Origin of the sequence: Microbacterium sp., from assembly GCF_047602155.1 — a bacterium.
Lineage (GTDB): Bacteria > Actinomycetota > Actinomycetes > Actinomycetales > Microbacteriaceae > Microbacterium.
Genome location: NZ_JASGHZ010000001.1, coordinates 339998 through 354782, shown reverse-complemented (window position 1 = coordinate 354782; position 14785 = coordinate 339998). Strand labels below are relative to the sequence as shown.

The following is a 14785-nucleotide window of genomic DNA, read 5'->3' as shown; positions in this document are numbered from 1 at the left end:
AGCATCCACGGCACGGACCCCGGACCCTCCCACGCCGGGGCCGCGCTGTCGTCGCTCGGTGCCGGCTGAACTACGCAGACCACGTCGTCCAGAGCGGGTTCGCGCGACCGGAGGCGACTACGTCGCGGGCCCGACCGGCATCCCCTGCGTGAGAAACCACTTTCAGCCGAGAAACCACTTCTGCAGTGGTTTCTCGAGCCGAAAGTGGTTTCTCAGCGGGCGGATGCCGCCGGATGCGGCCGCGTTACAGCGTGCGCGCGAAGGGGTCGAAGTCGACCGCGACGGCGGGGACCGGCGCCACGGTGCTCGCCACCTTCACGACCTCGCCGGTGGCGGCGGACTCGCCGGCCGACAGCATGATGTCGAGCACGTGGTAGCCCAGTTCGCCCGACGCGATGTGCGGCCGGTCTTCGGCGATCGCGCGCACCATGTCGACGACGCCGAGGCCGCGGCCGGGGCCGACGCCCTCCTGCGGGACGTCGATGAACTTCTGCGTGAGGTCGAAGCCGTCGGCGATGACATCCATCGGCTTGACGTAGGCGATCTTGCCCTCGAAGCGGTTCGGGTCGGGCAGGACGATCGAGCCTTCCGTGCCGTGGATCTCGAGCACGCCGTGGCGCTCCAGCGCCGAGTCGAAGCTCAGCATCGACTGCGACTGCTGTCCGCCATCGAAGGCGACGAGCACCGAGACGGTGGTCGGAACCTCGACGGGGAACGGCGTGCCCGCCAGCGGACCCATCGCGGCGGCCCGCTCGGGGCGGGGCTTCGCCCCGAGCGCTGCGACCCGGTCGGCTCCGCCGAACAGGCTCACCAGCGCGCTGAAGTAGTACGGGCCCATGTCCATGAGCGGGCCCGCGCCCTCGGCGAACAGGAATGCGGGGCTCGGGTGCCAGGCATCCGGACCCTGCGTCTGGAAGGCCGTCTGCGCGAACAGCGGCGCGCCGATGATGCCCGACTGGATCGCGCGCTTGGCCGTCTGGAACCCCGGGCCGAGGATCGTGTCGGGCGCCGAGCCGATGCGCAGGCCGGCATCCGCCGCCTGTCGCAGCAGCGCCGCGGCGCCGTCGCGGTCGAGGCCGAGCGGCTTCTCGGTCCACACATGCTTGCCGGCGGCGATCGCCGCCGACGAGACGGCGATGTGGGCGGCCGGGATCGTGAGGTTGACCACGAGGTCCACGTCGGGATGCGCGAGCACGTCCTCGGAGGTGCCCGACTCGGCGACGCCGTGCTTGGCGGCCTGCGCCGCGGCGCGGTCGGTGTCGAGGTCACCGAGGATGACGACCTCGACGTCGGGGAACGAGTTGAGGTTCTCGAGGTAGGTGTCGCTGATGACACCGACGCCGATGAAACCGATGCCGACCGGGCCGGTCATGCCACGAACCCGCCGTCGCGGAGGAACGCGTAGCTGGCGGCGATGTCCTCGAACACGTCCCCGGGCGGGTTGTCGTACTCGATGACGGCGTACTTGACGTTGCCGTTCGCGCGCAGTGCCGCGGCGAGGGGCACGTCGCCGGTGCCGGCGTGGCGCTGGTCGAGGCTGTCGGTGCCGAACGAGGGGGCACCGGGCGCCCACGGGTTGCCGGCGGGGACGATGCCGTCCTTGACGTGCAGAGCCACGAGGCGCGATCCCAGGCGCTCGACGAGCGCGGGGACGTCCTGGCCGCCGGCGAGCGCCCAGAACAGGTCGAGCTCGAGCTCGACGCGCTCGTCGGTGAGGGAGACGAACCGTTCGTACGCCGAGACGCCGTCGAAGTCAGCGACGAACTCCTGCGCGTGGTTGTGGTAGCCGACCGACAGGCCGAACGTGGCGCCGATGTCGGCGGCGCGGTTGAGGCGCTCGGCGATGTCGGCGACGCCGTCGGCGGTGAGCCAGCGCTCCGGCGCGACGAACGGGTCGATGACGGTCTGGATGCCGATCGTCGCGGCCGCCTCGAACACCACCTCGGGCGCCGGCGTCGGGATGGAGCCGTCGGGCGTCCACAGCTCGTCGGACAGCAGCGGCGCGTGACCGGTGGGGGAGACGAGCCCCGCGGCATCGAGTGCCGCGCGGATCTCCTGCGGGCGGTCGACGAACGCGAACGCCTCGACGTTGCGCAGGCCGATGGCGGCGAGCTTGTCGAGCGACCCCTGCGGATCGGCGGCGAACTGGCTGACGAGGGTATAGAGCTGTACGGACGCAGCGGGAAGTGTCATGGAGGCCTGCCTTGTTTCGATTCGCGCCGCGACCTCGCGGCTCGGTGCCACTGTATTGGAACCGGGGCGGTTCTGGGGCCGGATGTCGGCAAATTGCTCAGCGACTGCGGGTTTCGAGCGGCTCGCCACCGGGTGGTGGACGACGCGGCGGTGTTCGCCGCGCTCGCGGCGGGGCTGCCGGGCTGACGGCGCCGCACCTTCGTCCGTCGCGAATCGCGTCTATCCGCGGTTTTGACCGTGATTCGGGCCGGATGAACCGGAGCGCGTCGGCTTCGTCCGTCGCGAATCGTGGCCATCCGAGGCGATAGCCGCCGTTTGCGACGGATTTGCGGTGGTCGGGTTGCGGGCGTTGCGGATGTGGCGGCATCCGGGCTCATGGGGTGGTGTTGGGCCCGGGTTGTGACAGGTTTGCGGGTGTCGGGTGTCGGGTGTCGGGTTGTGACAGGTTGGCGGGTGTCGGGTTGCGGGTGTCGGGTGTTGCGGGCCGGGCTGGCGGCGGCTACCACCGGATCTCGAACGTCGTCGAGCCCTCCACCGCGATCTCGGCCTGCTCGACGCGATCGACCCGGCCGCCGCGCGGGCCGCGGGCCGTCCAGGCGAGGACGTCGCCGACCTGCGCGTCGGTGCCCTCGATCTCGGCCTCGACGGTGCCGTCGGCGCGGTTGCGCACCCATCCGGTCGCGCCGGTCGTGGTCGCGACCTGCTGCATCGTGTAGCGGAACCCCACGGCCTGGACCTCTCCGTGCACCCGCACCCGTACGCGCTTCATGACCCCATCCTGCCGCGCACGCGCGCGCCACGGGGGAGGTGCGGGAGGCGCGGGGCTGTCGCGCCCGCGCAGAAACTGACAGGATGCCGCCATGGGCACGATCGACGACTACCTCGCCGGCCTCGATCCGGACGACGCCGCGGTCATCGCGCACGTGTACGACATCGCCCGCGAGATCGTGCCGGATGCCGAGCAGGGTCTCGGCTACGGCATGCCCGCCCTCCGCTACCGCGACACGTCGCTGCTGTCGGTCATGCGGGCGAAGAGCCACTTCGGGGTGTACCCCTTCAGCCCCGCCGCGATCGTGGACATCCTGCCGCTGCTGGGCGGCGTCGATCACGCGAAGGGGACGATCCGCTTCACCGAGCCGCTGCCCGACGACACCATCCGGGCGCTGGTGGCCGCCCGCAAGGCGCAGCTCGACCTCTGAGTCACTGCGGCCAGACGAGGCCGACCGCGATCGCGATCATGACGACGGCGATGGTCCCGTCGAGCACCCGCCACGCCCGCGGCGCCTGCAGCCAGCGGCCGAGGTAGCGTGCGCCGAGCGCGAGCGAGAAGAACCAGACGACGGATGCCGTCGCCGCCCCCGCGGCGAACCACCACCGCGCGTCGCCGTAGGAGCTCGCGACCGAACCCAGCAGGAAGACGGTGTCGAGGTAGACGTGCGGGTTGAGCCAGGTGAGCGCGAGGCACGTCGCGAGCACCGGTACGAGGCGGCCGCCCGTCGTCGTGGGGGCGGCATCCACCCGCAGCGCCGCGCCCGACGGGCGCAGGGCGCGGCGGGCGGCGAGGAGGCCATAGCCGAGCAGGAACGCGAAGCCGGCCCAGCGCACGACCGTGATCAGCCACGGCAGGGCGTGCAGCGCCAGCCCGAGACCCGACACCCCGACGACGATGAGCACCGCGTCGGAGGCGGCGCAGACGGCCGCGACCGCGAGGGCGTGCTCGCGGCGGATGCCCTGGCGCAGCACGAACAGGTTCTGCGCGCCGATCGCGACGATGAGCGACAGTCCGAGGCCGAAGCCGGCGAGGGCGGGGGTGAGCACTCTCCGACGGTACGGGCGAACCCGGATGCAGTCCAGTTCATGATTCTGATGTTGCGTAAGCTGAGCTTATGATCCGCATCCCGCCGGACTTGGCCCTGACCCTCGCGGCCGTCGTCGAGGAGGGATCGTTGGATGCCGCGGCCGCCCGGCTGCACGTCTCGCCGTCGGCGATCAGCCAGCGCATCAAGGCGCTGGAGGAGCAGCTCGGGCGCGTGCTGCTCGTGCGCTCCCGGCCCGCTCGGCCGACCGAGGCGGCGCTGCCGGTCATCCGGTTCGCGCGGCAGCTCGCCCTGCTCGAGCACGACGCCGTCGCCGGTCTCGGCGCGGTGCAGGAGCGCGTGAGCATTCCGCTCGCCGTCAACGCCGACTCGCTGGCCACGTGGTTCCTGGAACCCCTGCAGCGGCTGAGCGTGCGGCATCCGATCGTGTTCGACCTGCACCGCGACGACCAGGACTTCACCGCGGGACTGCTCGAAGCGGGCACCGTGATGGGCGCCGTCACCTCGCGGGCGGAGGCGGTGGCGGGGTGCCGCGTCATCGCGCTCGGCACGCTCGTGTACGAGGCCGTGGCGACGCCGGAGTACGTCGCCGAGTGGTTCCCCGAGCGGAGGGATGCCGGCACCCTGGCGCGGGCGCCGCTCATCGACTTCGACCGGCGCGACGAGCTGCAGTCGCGCTGGCTCGCGGCGCAGGGCGCCGACGCCGCCCTGCCGCCGCGGCATCGTGTACCCGCATCGCACGACTTCGCCGCTGCGACCCTCCTCGGGCTCGGCTGGGCGCTGCTGCCGCGGCTGCAGTCGCGGGCGGCGCTCGAGGCCGGCACGCTCGTGCCGCTCGGCGGGCCGGTGATCGAGGTTCCGCTGTACTGGCAGCAGTGGAACCTGCGGTCGGCGCTGCTCGACGCCGTCGCCGACGAGGTCGTCGCCGAGGGACGACGGATGCTGGTGCGCAGCGACACCGGCACGGGCGCGGGTTCGGGCGCCGCCGGCGGCGCCGGAGTGGAGGGCGTGCGATGACGGGTCTGTCGCAGGACGCGGGGCACGGGATCGTCGTGCGCCGCGTCGGTGACCGGGCGCTGCTGGTCGACGGGCTGCGGCGCGGCGAGCCGGCGCGGGTGCGGGCGGCGCTGGTCGCCGCGCCGCTGCCCGGGCAGGTCGACGTCGTGCCGGGAGCCGCGACCGTGCTCGTGCGGTTCCGCCAGGCGTGGCCCGACCCGGCCGCGCTGCGGGCGCGGGCGGGCGACGCGGGCGGCGGAGCGGAGGCGGCATCCGGAGCGCGGCACCGGATCGAGGTCGTCTACGACGGCGACGACCTCGATCCGCTCGCGGCGCGCCTGGGTCTGAGCGTCGACGCGCTCGTCGCGTGGCACACCGGCGCGCCGTGGCGCAGCGACTTCAGCGGCTTCGCCCCGGGCTTCGCCTACCTCGCGCGGCTGGATGCCTCGGGCCCGCCGGGCGCGCCGGGTGCGCTCGCCGTCCCACGCCGCGCGAGCCCGCGCACGCGGGTGCCGGCGGGCTCGGTGGCGCTCGCCGGCGGCTACAGCGCCGTCTACCCGCAGGACTCTCCCGGCGGGTGGCAGCTCATCGGCCGCACGGAGGCGCCGGTGTGGGACGTGCACCGTGACCCGCCCGCACTGATCGCGCCGGGCGACGAGGTGCGGTTCGTCGCCGTGCGCGCCCTCGCACGCGGCGGCGCGGGGGTCGGTGACGCGCCGTCGCGGCCGGAAAGCGACGGTGCGGCGCCCGCGGCGCCCGACCGCCCGGCGCTGCGCGTCGTGTCGCCCGGCGTGCTCGCGCTCATCGAAGATCGGGGACGACCGGGGTTCGCGGCGTCGGGGGTGTCGCCCTCCGGCGTCGCCGATCCGGTCGCCGCCGCGGATGCCAACCGTCTCGTCGGCAACGGCGGCGGCGCCGCGGTGATCGAGGCGATCGTCGGCCTCGGCGAGGGAGGGGTCGAGGTCGAGGCGCTGCGCGACCTCGTCGTCGCCGTGACCGGACCGGGCGTCGTCCCCGTGGTCGTTGCGGGCGACCTCGAAGCGGAGCAGCCGGCGGGGCGTGCCTTCGCACTGCGGCCCGGCGACCGGCTGTTCCTCGACGCGGCGGATGCCGGCACGCCGCCCGCCGGGCTCCGTTGCTGGGTCGCGCTCCGCGGCGGCGTCGACGCGCCGCGCACGCTCGGCAGCCGCTCCACCGACACCCTCAGCGGGCTCGGCCCGCCGCCGCTGCGCGCGGGAGAGGTCGTCGCCCTCGCAGGCGACGCGGTCGACGCCGTGGGCGAACCGCTGGCGGGCGCCACGCACACCGGCGGCGCCCGGCCCGTCGTGTCGCTGCGGGTCGTACTCGGCCCGCGCGACGACTGGTTCACGCCGCCCGCGGTCACGCGGTTCCTCGCTCGCACGTGGCGCGTCGACCCGCGCAGCAATCGGGTCGGCATCCGTCTCGGCCCTGCCGGCGACGACAGCCCGGGCGGTATCGCGCCCGAGCGCGCGATACCGGGGGAGCTGCCCAGCGAGGGCGTCGTCGCGGGCGCGATCCAGATCCCCGCCGGCGGCGAGCCGATCGTGTTCCTCGCCGATCACCCCGTGACCGGCGGCTACCCGGTGATCGCCGTCGTCGTGCACGACGACCTGCGCCTGGCCGCACAGCTCGCGCCGGGCGACCCGGTGCGGTTCGTCGAGGTCAGCCCCGCGTGACCACGCAGTTCGCATTCGACGGCCGCGTGCGCGACACTGAGCGCATGACTGCAGCACTGGTGATCGGCGAGGCGCTGATCGATATCGTCGAGACGGATGCCGGAGACGTCGAACTCGTCGGCGGCAGCCCCGCCAACGTCGCGGTGGGGCTGGCGCGTCAGCGGCACGACGTGCGCCTGCTGACGCGGCTCGGCCGCGACGACCGCGGCCGGCGCATCGCGGACCAGGTGTCGGAGTCGGGCGCGGTCGTCGACGACGCCTCGTGGACGGATGCTGCGACCTCCACGGCCCGCGCGCGCCTGCGCGCCGACGGATCGGCCGAGTACGAGTTCGCGATCGACTGGAGCCTGCCGGCGCAGGAGGCGCCGCAGGCCCGGCTGGTGCACACCGGCTCGATCGCGCTGTTCCTCGAGCCCGGCGGCGCCACGGTGCTCGACGCGCTTCGCACCGCCGCCGGTGGGGCGCTGGTCAGCGTCGACCCGAACATCCGGCCCGCGCTGGTGGGCGCGCACGGCGACGCGCTGTCGCGGTTCGAGGCCGCGGCATCCGTCGCCGACCTCGTCAAGCTCAGCGACGAAGACGCCGAATGGCTGTATCCGGGTCTCGCGCCCGCCGCGGTGCTCGGGGCGATCGCGGCACTCGGCCCGCGCATCGTCGTCATGACGCGCGGCGGCGAGGGGGCGATCGGGCTCGGGCCGGGTGGCATCGCGTCGGTCGACGCGCTGCCGGTTTCGGTCGCCGACACGATCGGAGCGGGCGACGCCTACATGGCGAGCCTCATCTCCAGCGCCCTCGACGACGCGGCCGTGTTCGACGACCCCGCGCTGTTCGCCCAGGCGCTGCGGCGAGCGGCCGTGATGGCCGGCATCACGGTGTCGCGCGCCGGCGCCAACCCGCCCACGCGCGCCGAGGTCGACGCCGCGCGGTGACGCGCGCTCGATCGGCGGCTATTCGACGCCGTTGTGGAGGGCGCGCAGCAGCCGGGTGAGCGCCTGCACGTCGTCGAGCGACCAGTCCTCGATCGCCCGCTGCAACAGCCCCTGCTGGGGTGCGCGGACCGCGTCCAGGCGCTCGAGGCCGAACGCGGTCGGCGACAGCAGGCTCGACCGGCCGTCGGTCGGGTCGGGGGTGCGCTCGACGAGGTTCAGCTTCTCCAGCTCGCGGACGGTGCGGCTGAGCTGACCCTTGTCCATCAGGATCGCCTCGGCCAGGGCCGACAGGGTCACCTGCTCGCGCCGCGCGATCGTCGTGAACACCTTGTACGCGCCGGGCAGCAGCCCGGGGCAGAGCCGGTCGGCGTTGTCCGCGACGATCCGGCGGAACCGGCTGATCAGCTCACCGAACTCCGCTTCCAGTTCGCGCACCGCCGCGGCGCGCGAGGCGGAGCCGATGCCGGCGGCATCCTCAGTCATCGTCCGACCTGCGGGGCGTCTCGACGGTGCGGATCGACCCGGTCGGGGTCAGCACCTCCATGGCCTCGGGCACCGAGACGGTCGCGAAATCGGCCTCGGAGGCCTGCAGGCGCTCGGTCGTGGTCATCGACGTGAGCGGCTTGTTCGGCAGGAACACGATCGCGATGAGCGACAGCACGGCGAACGGCACGGCGATGAGGAACGAGTGCGAGATGCCGGTGGCGTAGACGTCCTCGAAGACGACGCGCAGCGCCTCGGGCATCTCCGCGACCTTCGGCAGCGACCCCGACTGCAGCTGCTCGCCCCAGTACTGCGCCTTGTCGCCGAGGCTCATGATCGCCGTGGTGATGTCTTCCTTGCGCTCGGCGACGAGGTCGATGACCTTGGCGGCGAGGGCCGCGCCCATGACCGACACGCCGATCGTGCCGCCGAGGCTGCGGAAGAACGTGACGCCCGAGCTGGCGACGCCGATCTCCTCGGGGCGCGTCGTGTTCTGCACGACCAGCACGAGGTTCTGCATCGTCATGCCGACGCCGGCGCCGAGGGCGAACATGTACACCGAGACGAGGAAGAAGTCGGTGTCGTAGTGGATCGTCGACAGCAGGTACGAGCCGGCGATCAGCAGGACGGCGCCGACGACGAGGTAGGGCTTCCACCTGCCGGTGCGGGTGATGAGGGCGCCGACGACGATGGAGGCGACCAGCAGGCCGCCGATCATCGGGATCGTCATGAGGCCGGCCTCGGTCGGCGTCGCGCCGCGGGCGAGCTGCATGTACTGGCTGAGGAACACCGAGGCGCCGAACATCGCGATGCCGGTGGCGATCGAGGCGATGACCGAGAGGGTGAAGGTGCGGTTGCGGAACAGCGTCAGCGGAACGAGCGGCTCCTTCGAGCGCAGTTCGACGACGATGAACAGGAGGATGCCGAGGATCGCCCCGCCGACCATGAGCACGGTCGTCAGGCTCCACCAGTCGTTGTTGCCCAGGTCGGCCCAGTCGCCGGTGGTCGTCGTGCCGGCGTTGCTGACCCAGACCAGCAGCAGCGAGACCGCCACCGACAGCAGCACGATGCCGAGGTAGTCGATCGAGGTCTTCTTCTTCGGGCGCGCCGGCACGTGCAGTGTCGCCTGCACCATGATGAGGGCGAGGATGGCGACGGGCAGGGCGACGAAGAAGTTCCAGCGCCAGCCCCACGCGTCGGTGATGACGCCGCCGAGCAGCGGGCCGCCGATCGTGGCGACGGCCATGACGGCGCCGAACAGACCCATGTAGCGGCCGCGCTCGCGCGGGCTGATGATGTCGGCCATGAGCACCTGGCTGAGGGCGGCGAGACCGCCGGCGCCGATGCCCTGCACGGCGCGGAACGCGATGAGCATCTCCGGGTTCTGCGAGAAGCCGGCGGCGGCGGTGGCCAGCACGAAGATGACGATCGCGAGCTGGTAGAGCACCTTGCGGTTGGTGAGGTCGGCGAGCTTGCCCCAGATGGGGGTGGAGATCGCCGTCGTCAGCAGCATGGCGGTGACGACCCAGGTGAACGCGGTCTGGTTGCCGTCGAGGTCGTGGATGATGACCGGCAGCGAGCTGGACACGACGGTCGAGGCGAGCATCGACACGAACATGCCGAGGATGAGACCCGACAGGGCTTCGAGCACCTGACGCTGGGTCATGCGGGGCGCGGTGGCCCCGGGGAGGGATTCAGACATTGGGGTTCCTTGACGTGCGACGATGCGGGCTGCGGTGCCGAGTGGCGGGATAGTTGACGACAATCAACTGTTGAGACTGGTCAACCATACGCGCCTTGTTGAGCTGTGTCAACTATCCGTACCCGGGTTCAGAAGAACCCCTCTAACTAAGGGATAGGCAGGTATCCTTTACTTAGAGCACACGAGGAGGCGGATCCGATGGGTGGCACCTGGCAAGCCGTCGGCTATGAGTCGCGCCCCTGGCCTCGAGGCGGCGAGATCTCGGCGTCACGCCGTCAACTCCGGCGGATCCACCGGGACTATCGTGCGGCGGTGCCGCCACTGATTGCCGATGCGCCTGCTGTGCTGGAGCCCGAGGTGCTCGCTGCCGCTGAGGACGCGAGCGCCGAACTGGTCAGGTTCGATGCCGAGGCCGGTCCGGTCGCGCCCGTGTTCGCCGCGATCCTGCTGCGAACGGAGTCCGCCTCGAGCTCAGAGGTGGAAAATCTCACCGCCAGGGCGAAGGAAGTGGCGCTGGCCGAGATCGGACGAGCGCGATCGGGGAACGCGAAGCTCATCATTGCCAACGTTCGTGCGATGACCGCCGCACTGCAGGCAGATCAAGATCTCGATGAGTCCGCTGTGATCGCGATCCAGCGTGAACTGCTCGGCGAGTCTGCGCCGCACATGACCGGCGCCTGGCGCCAGGAACAGGTCTGGATCGGAGGCACGCGGTATTCCCCGCACGACGCGCAATTCGTGCCACCGCATCATGAACGGGTACCGGCATTGATGGCCGATCTCTTCGAGTTCATTGCGCGCACCGACGTTCCGGTGCTGCCGCAAGCCGCGATCGCTCATGCGCAATTCGAGACCATTCATCCCTTCCCCGACGGCAACGGCCGGACGGGGAGGGCTCTGCTCCACCTCATGCTGCGCAGAAGCGGGCTCACGCGCCAGACCACGGTTCCGATCTCTGCGGGGCTCCTGCACGATCCACAGAAATACTTCGACGCTCTCACGGACTATCGCGAGGGTGACGTCGACGCGATCGTTCACGCCATGACCGACGCGGCGTTTGCCGCCGTCAGCCACGGGAGGCGCTTGATCTCTGACATTGCGGCGATCCGCGAGATGTGGCGAGAGGAAGTGACTGCTCGATCCGACGCGACGGTGCACCGGTTGCTCGATCTGCTCCCGACCCACCCCGTCATCACCGCGAACACGGCGGCGGATGCCCTCCGGGTGAGCACCGCCGCAGTCGGCGGAGCTCTTGCGGCGCTGGTCGATCTCGGGATCCTCACGAAGGCGGCCGGCGGCGAGCGTTATCGCGTGTGGCAGGCGCCCGCCATCCTCACTGCTCTCGACGAATTCGCGGCTCGTGCGCGGCGTGGACGCCTCTGAAGGCCGACCGACGCGAGCGTGGCGGCATCCTCGTCAGTCGGTGAGAGCGAGCGCGCGATACGGTTCGCGCGGCGTCGCCGGATGCCGGGCCGTCCCGGCATCCCGTCGCAGTGTCGTCCGCCGGTAGAGCTCGTCGATCAACTCGGTGGCCAGGCGCACGAGCTGGCCGATCTCGCGCTCGTCGCGGTCGACCCACGCGCAGCGCGGCTCGTCGCCGACGGGCACGAAGCCGTCGTGCTCCTCCCACACGACGAGCGTGCGCTCGGCGCCCAGCACGTGCTGCTGCCACCACACCTGCCGCAGATACGTGCGGGGGATCGAGCGCCACGTCTTGTTGGTCGTCTTGATCTCGGCGAGGGTGACGCGACCGTCGGCATCCACCGCGATCCCGTCCGGGGTGGCGAGGTGGCGCTTCTCGACGACGGCATGGAACAGTGCGGAAGACGGCTGGATGCCGTGGGTCGCGGCGACCCACGCCGCGATCTCCGGCTCGCGCCGGCGCCCGTGGTCGGTGTAGGCGTTGCCGGAGAAGCCGGATCCGCCGCCGAGCTTCGCGTCGGCCGCCCGCGCGATCGAGGTGTGGCTCGTCAGCTGCGCGACGTCGGTGGCGGTGATGCCGCGCGAGCGCGCCCGCATCCAGGCGACGCGGTCACGCGAGTCGGCGACGATGCGCGAGGCGAGGTCCGGCGCGACGCGTGCGAAGACCTCCGGACTCATGCCTACGAGGCTAACCCGCACCCCCGACGCCGGCGCGCTTCGACACTCGCCACACGCGCACAACCCCGCCGAGCTGACCGGCGCAGACGGCGGCGGCCAGAGCGACCCAGAGCACGACGACGTGGACCAGAGAAACGGTCGGATCGGTCAGAATCCAGGGCACGGTCTCGAGCAGTACGCACGCGATCAGCAGAAGCGCGAATGCCGAGGTGACCAATCGCATGAGCAGGTCGACGCCGAAGCCGAGTTGCAGACGAGGCCGATGCCCACGTTTCGTCGTGCGGTACCCGTAGCCCTGGGCGAGCGCCCCCCAGTATGCGGCGGCGCGCGACAGCCGACGCCCGGCGCGGTGCAAGACGAAGAGCAGCCACAGCGACGGCACGCCGAAGATGACCGCGATGGCGAGCAGGGGGAGGGTCATCGCGGCCATCATCCCGGTGTGGTCTTGGAACGTGGTGTCGAGGTACGGCACACTGAACACGCCGGCCGGTATCGCAACCGCCGCGAGGACGGTCCCGAGCAGTCCCAGTGCCCAGCGCGCCGCGCTCCCGTATTCGGCGCGGGTGAGCGCCGCGGCCGTGGCCGCCTCCTTCGCGCTGGCGGCACCCGCCCGTGCTTCTGCTGCGATGACGTACGGGAGCACTTCGGCCGCGATCATCGGCAACTTCAGCGACGCCGCGCCGGACGTCGTGTCGACAGTCGCGGGGGAGCCGGGAGCGACCACGTCCGCCTCGCTTCCCGTCCTCATCGTGCGTCGGATGCCGCATCCACACTACTGGGCCTTGCCGCACTGCCCCGCGCCCGCGCATCCATCGACCCAGCCCCTTGTGCGCGACCAGGCCGCTTGCGGACGGTGCGCAACCGGCGGGGTCGCGCGCAAGAGGCAGGCTCAAGACCTCCTCCCCAGTCGACCAGTTCGCGGATCTGTCCACGGATCCGGCAGATCGGCGTCCGCGGGGCCGAGCGGCCCGGCATCGTGGGGTGCATGCACCACGCCACCGCTTCAGACCTTCTTCGCGCACTGCAACCGCGCGCGGCGCTTCTCGACGCCGGCCACTCCGGTCGCGCGATCGCGGCGGCCGTTGCCGGTCGCGAGCTGCACCGCGTGCGCCGGGGGTGGTACGTCGCGCGTGAGGAGTGGGACGCGCTGTGGAGCGAGGCGCGTCATCTTGCGCACGTGCTCGCCGTGAATGAGGATGCCGCGGGGACGCGCCCCGTGTTTGCCCTGGCGTCGGCGGCCGTGCTGCACGGGCTGCCGCTGTACCGGGTGCAGCCGCGACGCGTGCACCTCATCGGCGCTCCCGGTGCGCGGCGCAGCATCGATGACGTCTATCGTCACGAGGCCGATCTCGACCCCGACGACGTCGTCGAGGTTGATGGCATGCGGTGCACGTCGCTCGCGCGGACGGTCCACGATCTTGCCCGGCTCGCCAGCCCGGAGGTGGCGATCGCGGCCCTGGATGCCGCGGTGGGTCGCATCGGCGGCGATCCGCGACGATTCGACGACGACGCCGCAGAGGCGTGGCGTGCGGAGCTGCATGGGCGCGCACGACCGCGCATGCGGGGCATCCGTCGTGCCACCGCACTCCTGGACATCGCGGACGGCCGCGCGCAGTTGCCGCTCGAGGCGGTGACCACGCTGCAGCTGTGGCGGCTCGGCTTTGCCCGACCGCAGCTGCAGGTGCCGGTGCCCGGGCCGAACGGCCGCGTGTTCTGGATGGACATCGAGATCCCCGGGGTCGGCTTCTACGAGTGCGATGGGCTTGGCAAGTACGTCGAGCCCGCGATGCTCGCCGGTCGTACGAGTGGCCAGGTGGTGCTCGACGAGAAGTCACGGGAAGACTGGGTGCGCGGTGTCACGGGCAGACGCGTCCTCCGCGGCGGCAGCGCCGACTCGATAAGCTCCGCCGCGCTCGCCGCGCGCCTGCGCAGCTTCGGCGTCGTGCTGCCGCCGCATCGACCTCACCCTTTTCTGCCGAACCTGCCGGTTGCGCACGGTCTGTAAGGGGCAGGGCCGTACGCAACCGGCGGGGTCGACGCCTGTGGGGAGGGGTAACGGGGAGGGGGATGCCGCGATTTGGTGCGCGGAACGGGCGCGCATATAGTGGAGGGAGCCAAAGACCGCCGGTCTCGGCATGCGTGCAAGCGGATGCCGACGAAGCTCTGCATCGCAGGGGCCCGCGCAGGTGACACGAACTTCCGGGAAACCGGGCCGAAGCTCCGTGCGCTTGCGCCGGAGCTTTTCTCGTTGCGGGGGGCGGTCCGCGGCAGGCGCTTCGCCACCGCGGAGCGTCTCGTACAGACAAGGAGTGGCCATGGCGCACAAGGATGCATCGGTCGCCGAGCTCACGAAGAACTTCGAGGACTCGACCGCCGTTTTGCTGACCGAGTACCGCGGTCTGACGGTCGCGCAGCTCAAGGAGCTGCGCAACAGCATCCGTCAGGACGCGGAATACGCCGTGGTGAAGAACACGCTGACCAAGATCGCGGCGCGCAATGCCGGGGTCGAGGGGCTGGACGACGAGCTCAAGGGCCCGTCTGCCATCGCTTTCGTGCACGGTGACCCGGTCGCCGTCGCGAAGGGCCTGCGTGCCTTCGCCAAGGCACACCCTCTGCTGGTGATCAAGGGCGGCTACTTCGACGGTGCCCCCCTGACGCCCGCCGAGGTGAACAAGCTCGCCGATCTCGAGAGCCGTGAAGTCCTGCTGGCGAAGCTCGCCGGTGCGATGAAGGCCTCGCTGACCAAGGCGGCCTACGTCTTCAACGCGCTGCCGTCGAAGGCCGTTCGCACGGTCGACGCGCTGCGTGAGAAGCAGGAGTCCGCGGCCTGATCGGGCCCGGCGTAGAAGAACCCCACACAAGGAGAAA

The 14785-nt window shown here is 71.5% G+C and carries 15 protein-coding genes; 7 read left to right on the top strand and 8 right to left on the bottom strand.

Annotated elements, in window-relative coordinates:
* Window positions 1–244: 244 nt before the first annotated feature.
* The 3 genes from QM720_RS01700 to QM720_RS01690 form a co-directional block, all read right to left on the bottom strand.
* Window positions 245–1372, bottom strand: a complete 1128-nt coding sequence (locus tag QM720_RS01700) for a Gfo/Idh/MocA family protein (RefSeq protein WP_415124441.1) — start codon at window positions 1370–1372, stop codon at window positions 245–247.
* A complete protein-coding gene (locus QM720_RS01695; protein WP_415124440.1) occupies window positions 1369–2193 on the bottom strand; it encodes a sugar phosphate isomerase/epimerase family protein in 825 nt (274 codons plus the stop codon). Before QM720_RS01695 ends, QM720_RS01700 begins: the two co-directional genes overlap by 4 nt.
* A 499-nt stretch (window positions 2194–2692) precedes the next feature.
* On the bottom strand, window positions 2693–2962 hold the full coding sequence (locus QM720_RS01690; RefSeq protein WP_415124439.1) for an acylphosphatase: 270 nt from the start codon (window positions 2960–2962) through the stop codon (window positions 2693–2695).
* Between the two features lie 91 nt (window positions 2963–3053).
* Here QM720_RS01690 and QM720_RS01685 point away from each other — a divergent pair, with 91 nt between their 5' ends.
* Window positions 3054–3392, top strand: a complete 339-nt coding sequence (locus QM720_RS01685; RefSeq protein WP_415124438.1) for an iron chaperone — start codon at window positions 3054–3056, stop codon at window positions 3390–3392.
* A gap of 1 nt (window position 3393) precedes the next feature.
* Here QM720_RS01685 and QM720_RS01680 read toward each other — a convergent pair whose 3' ends face one another.
* On the bottom strand, window positions 3394–4011 hold the full coding sequence (locus QM720_RS01680) for a LysE/ArgO family amino acid transporter (protein WP_415124437.1): 618 nt from the start codon (window positions 4009–4011) through the stop codon (window positions 3394–3396).
* Between the two features lie 68 nt (window positions 4012–4079).
* On the opposite strand from QM720_RS01680, the gene QM720_RS01675 reads away from it, so the two are divergent.
* The 3 genes from QM720_RS01675 to QM720_RS01665 are packed head-to-tail and all read left to right on the top strand — an operon-like array spanning window position 4080 to window position 7632.
* Window positions 4080–5027 (top strand): LysR family transcriptional regulator ArgP, encoded by a 948-nt coding sequence (locus QM720_RS01675; protein WP_415124436.1) that lies wholly within the window; start codon window positions 4080–4082, stop codon window positions 5025–5027.
* The gene (locus tag QM720_RS01670) at window positions 5024–6703 is read left to right on the top strand and encodes a carboxyltransferase domain-containing protein (protein ID WP_415124435.1); all 1680 of its coding nucleotides are present in this window, start codon (window positions 5024–5026) and stop codon (window positions 6701–6703) included. The genes QM720_RS01675 and QM720_RS01670 overlap by 4 nt, the downstream gene beginning before the upstream one ends.
* Before the next feature lie 44 nt (window positions 6704–6747).
* On the top strand, window positions 6748–7632 hold the full coding sequence (locus tag QM720_RS01665) for a PfkB family carbohydrate kinase (RefSeq protein ID WP_415124434.1): 885 nt from the start codon (window positions 6748–6750) through the stop codon (window positions 7630–7632).
* 18 nt (window positions 7633–7650) lie between these two features.
* Here QM720_RS01665 and QM720_RS01660 read toward each other — a convergent pair whose 3' ends face one another.
* Both QM720_RS01660 and QM720_RS01655 read right to left on the bottom strand, forming a co-directional pair.
* The gene (locus tag QM720_RS01660) at window positions 7651–8115 is read right to left on the bottom strand and encodes a MarR family winged helix-turn-helix transcriptional regulator (RefSeq protein WP_415124433.1); all 465 of its coding nucleotides are present in this window, start codon (window positions 8113–8115) and stop codon (window positions 7651–7653) included.
* Window positions 8108–9817: an MDR family MFS transporter gene (locus QM720_RS01655; protein ID WP_415124432.1), complete on the bottom strand. Its 1710-nt coding sequence runs from the start codon at window positions 9815–9817 to the stop codon at window positions 8108–8110. Before QM720_RS01655 ends, QM720_RS01660 begins: the two co-directional genes overlap by 8 nt.
* A 198-nt stretch (window positions 9818–10015) precedes the next feature.
* Here QM720_RS01655 and QM720_RS01650 point away from each other — a divergent pair, with 198 nt between their 5' ends.
* On the top strand, window positions 10016–11200 hold the full coding sequence (locus tag QM720_RS01650) for a Fic family protein (RefSeq protein WP_415124431.1): 1185 nt from the start codon (window positions 10016–10018) through the stop codon (window positions 11198–11200).
* A gap of 33 nt (window positions 11201–11233) precedes the next feature.
* Here QM720_RS01650 and QM720_RS01645 read toward each other — a convergent pair whose 3' ends face one another.
* Complete coding sequence (locus tag QM720_RS01645) at window positions 11234–11917, bottom strand: YqaJ viral recombinase family protein (protein WP_415124430.1); 684 nt, start codon at window positions 11915–11917, stop codon at window positions 11234–11236.
* A gap of 10 nt (window positions 11918–11927) precedes the next feature.
* The gene (locus QM720_RS01640) at window positions 11928–12665 is read right to left on the bottom strand and encodes a hypothetical protein (protein WP_415124429.1); all 738 of its coding nucleotides are present in this window, start codon (window positions 12663–12665) and stop codon (window positions 11928–11930) included.
* 237 nt (window positions 12666–12902) lie between these two features.
* Here QM720_RS01640 and QM720_RS01635 point away from each other — a divergent pair, with 237 nt between their 5' ends.
* Window positions 12903–13922, top strand: coding sequence for a hypothetical protein (locus QM720_RS01635; protein ID WP_415124428.1), 1020 nt, complete (start codon window positions 12903–12905; stop codon window positions 13920–13922).
* Between the two features lie 310 nt (window positions 13923–14232).
* The gene (gene rplJ, locus QM720_RS01630) at window positions 14233–14748 is read left to right on the top strand and encodes a 50S ribosomal protein L10 (RefSeq protein ID WP_415124427.1); all 516 of its coding nucleotides are present in this window, start codon (window positions 14233–14235) and stop codon (window positions 14746–14748) included.
* Window positions 14749–14785 lie beyond the last annotated feature (37 nt).

What these genes read in the sequence shown, in the direction of transcription:
- QM720_RS01700 (WP_415124441.1), bottom strand. Translation starts at nt 1,372, where the DNA reads ATGACCGGCCCGGTCGGCATCGGTTTCATCGGCGTCGGTGTCATCAGC.
- QM720_RS01655 (WP_415124432.1), bottom strand. Translation starts at nt 9,817, where the DNA reads ATGTCTGAATCCCTCCCCGGGGCCACCGCGCCCCGCATGACCCAGCGT.
- QM720_RS01645 (WP_415124430.1), bottom strand. Translation starts at nt 11,917, where the DNA reads ATGAGTCCGGAGGTCTTCGCACGCGTCGCGCCGGACCTCGCCTCGCGC.
- QM720_RS01660 (WP_415124433.1), bottom strand. Translation starts at nt 8,115, where the DNA reads ATGACTGAGGATGCCGCCGGCATCGGCTCCGCCTCGCGCGCCGCGGCG.
- QM720_RS01685 (WP_415124438.1), top strand. Translation starts at nt 3,054, where the DNA reads ATGGGCACGATCGACGACTACCTCGCCGGCCTCGATCCGGACGACGCC.
- QM720_RS01695 (WP_415124440.1), bottom strand. Translation starts at nt 2,193, where the DNA reads ATGACACTTCCCGCTGCGTCCGTACAGCTCTATACCCTCGTCAGCCAG.
- QM720_RS01675 (WP_415124436.1), top strand. Translation starts at nt 4,080, where the DNA reads ATGATCCGCATCCCGCCGGACTTGGCCCTGACCCTCGCGGCCGTCGTC.
- QM720_RS01635 (WP_415124428.1), top strand. Translation starts at nt 12,903, where the DNA reads ATGCACCACGCCACCGCTTCAGACCTTCTTCGCGCACTGCAACCGCGC.
- QM720_RS01650 (WP_415124431.1), top strand. Translation starts at nt 10,016, where the DNA reads ATGGGTGGCACCTGGCAAGCCGTCGGCTATGAGTCGCGCCCCTGGCCT.
- QM720_RS01690 (WP_415124439.1), bottom strand. Translation starts at nt 2,962, where the DNA reads ATGAAGCGCGTACGGGTGCGGGTGCACGGAGAGGTCCAGGCCGTGGGG.
- QM720_RS01665 (WP_415124434.1), top strand. Translation starts at nt 6,748, where the DNA reads ATGACTGCAGCACTGGTGATCGGCGAGGCGCTGATCGATATCGTCGAG.
- QM720_RS01640 (WP_415124429.1), bottom strand. Translation starts at nt 12,665, where the DNA reads ATGAGGACGGGAAGCGAGGCGGACGTGGTCGCTCCCGGCTCCCCCGCG.
- rplJ (WP_415124427.1), top strand. Translation starts at nt 14,233, where the DNA reads ATGGCGCACAAGGATGCATCGGTCGCCGAGCTCACGAAGAACTTCGAG.
- QM720_RS01670 (WP_415124435.1), top strand. Translation starts at nt 5,024, where the DNA reads ATGACGGGTCTGTCGCAGGACGCGGGGCACGGGATCGTCGTGCGCCGC.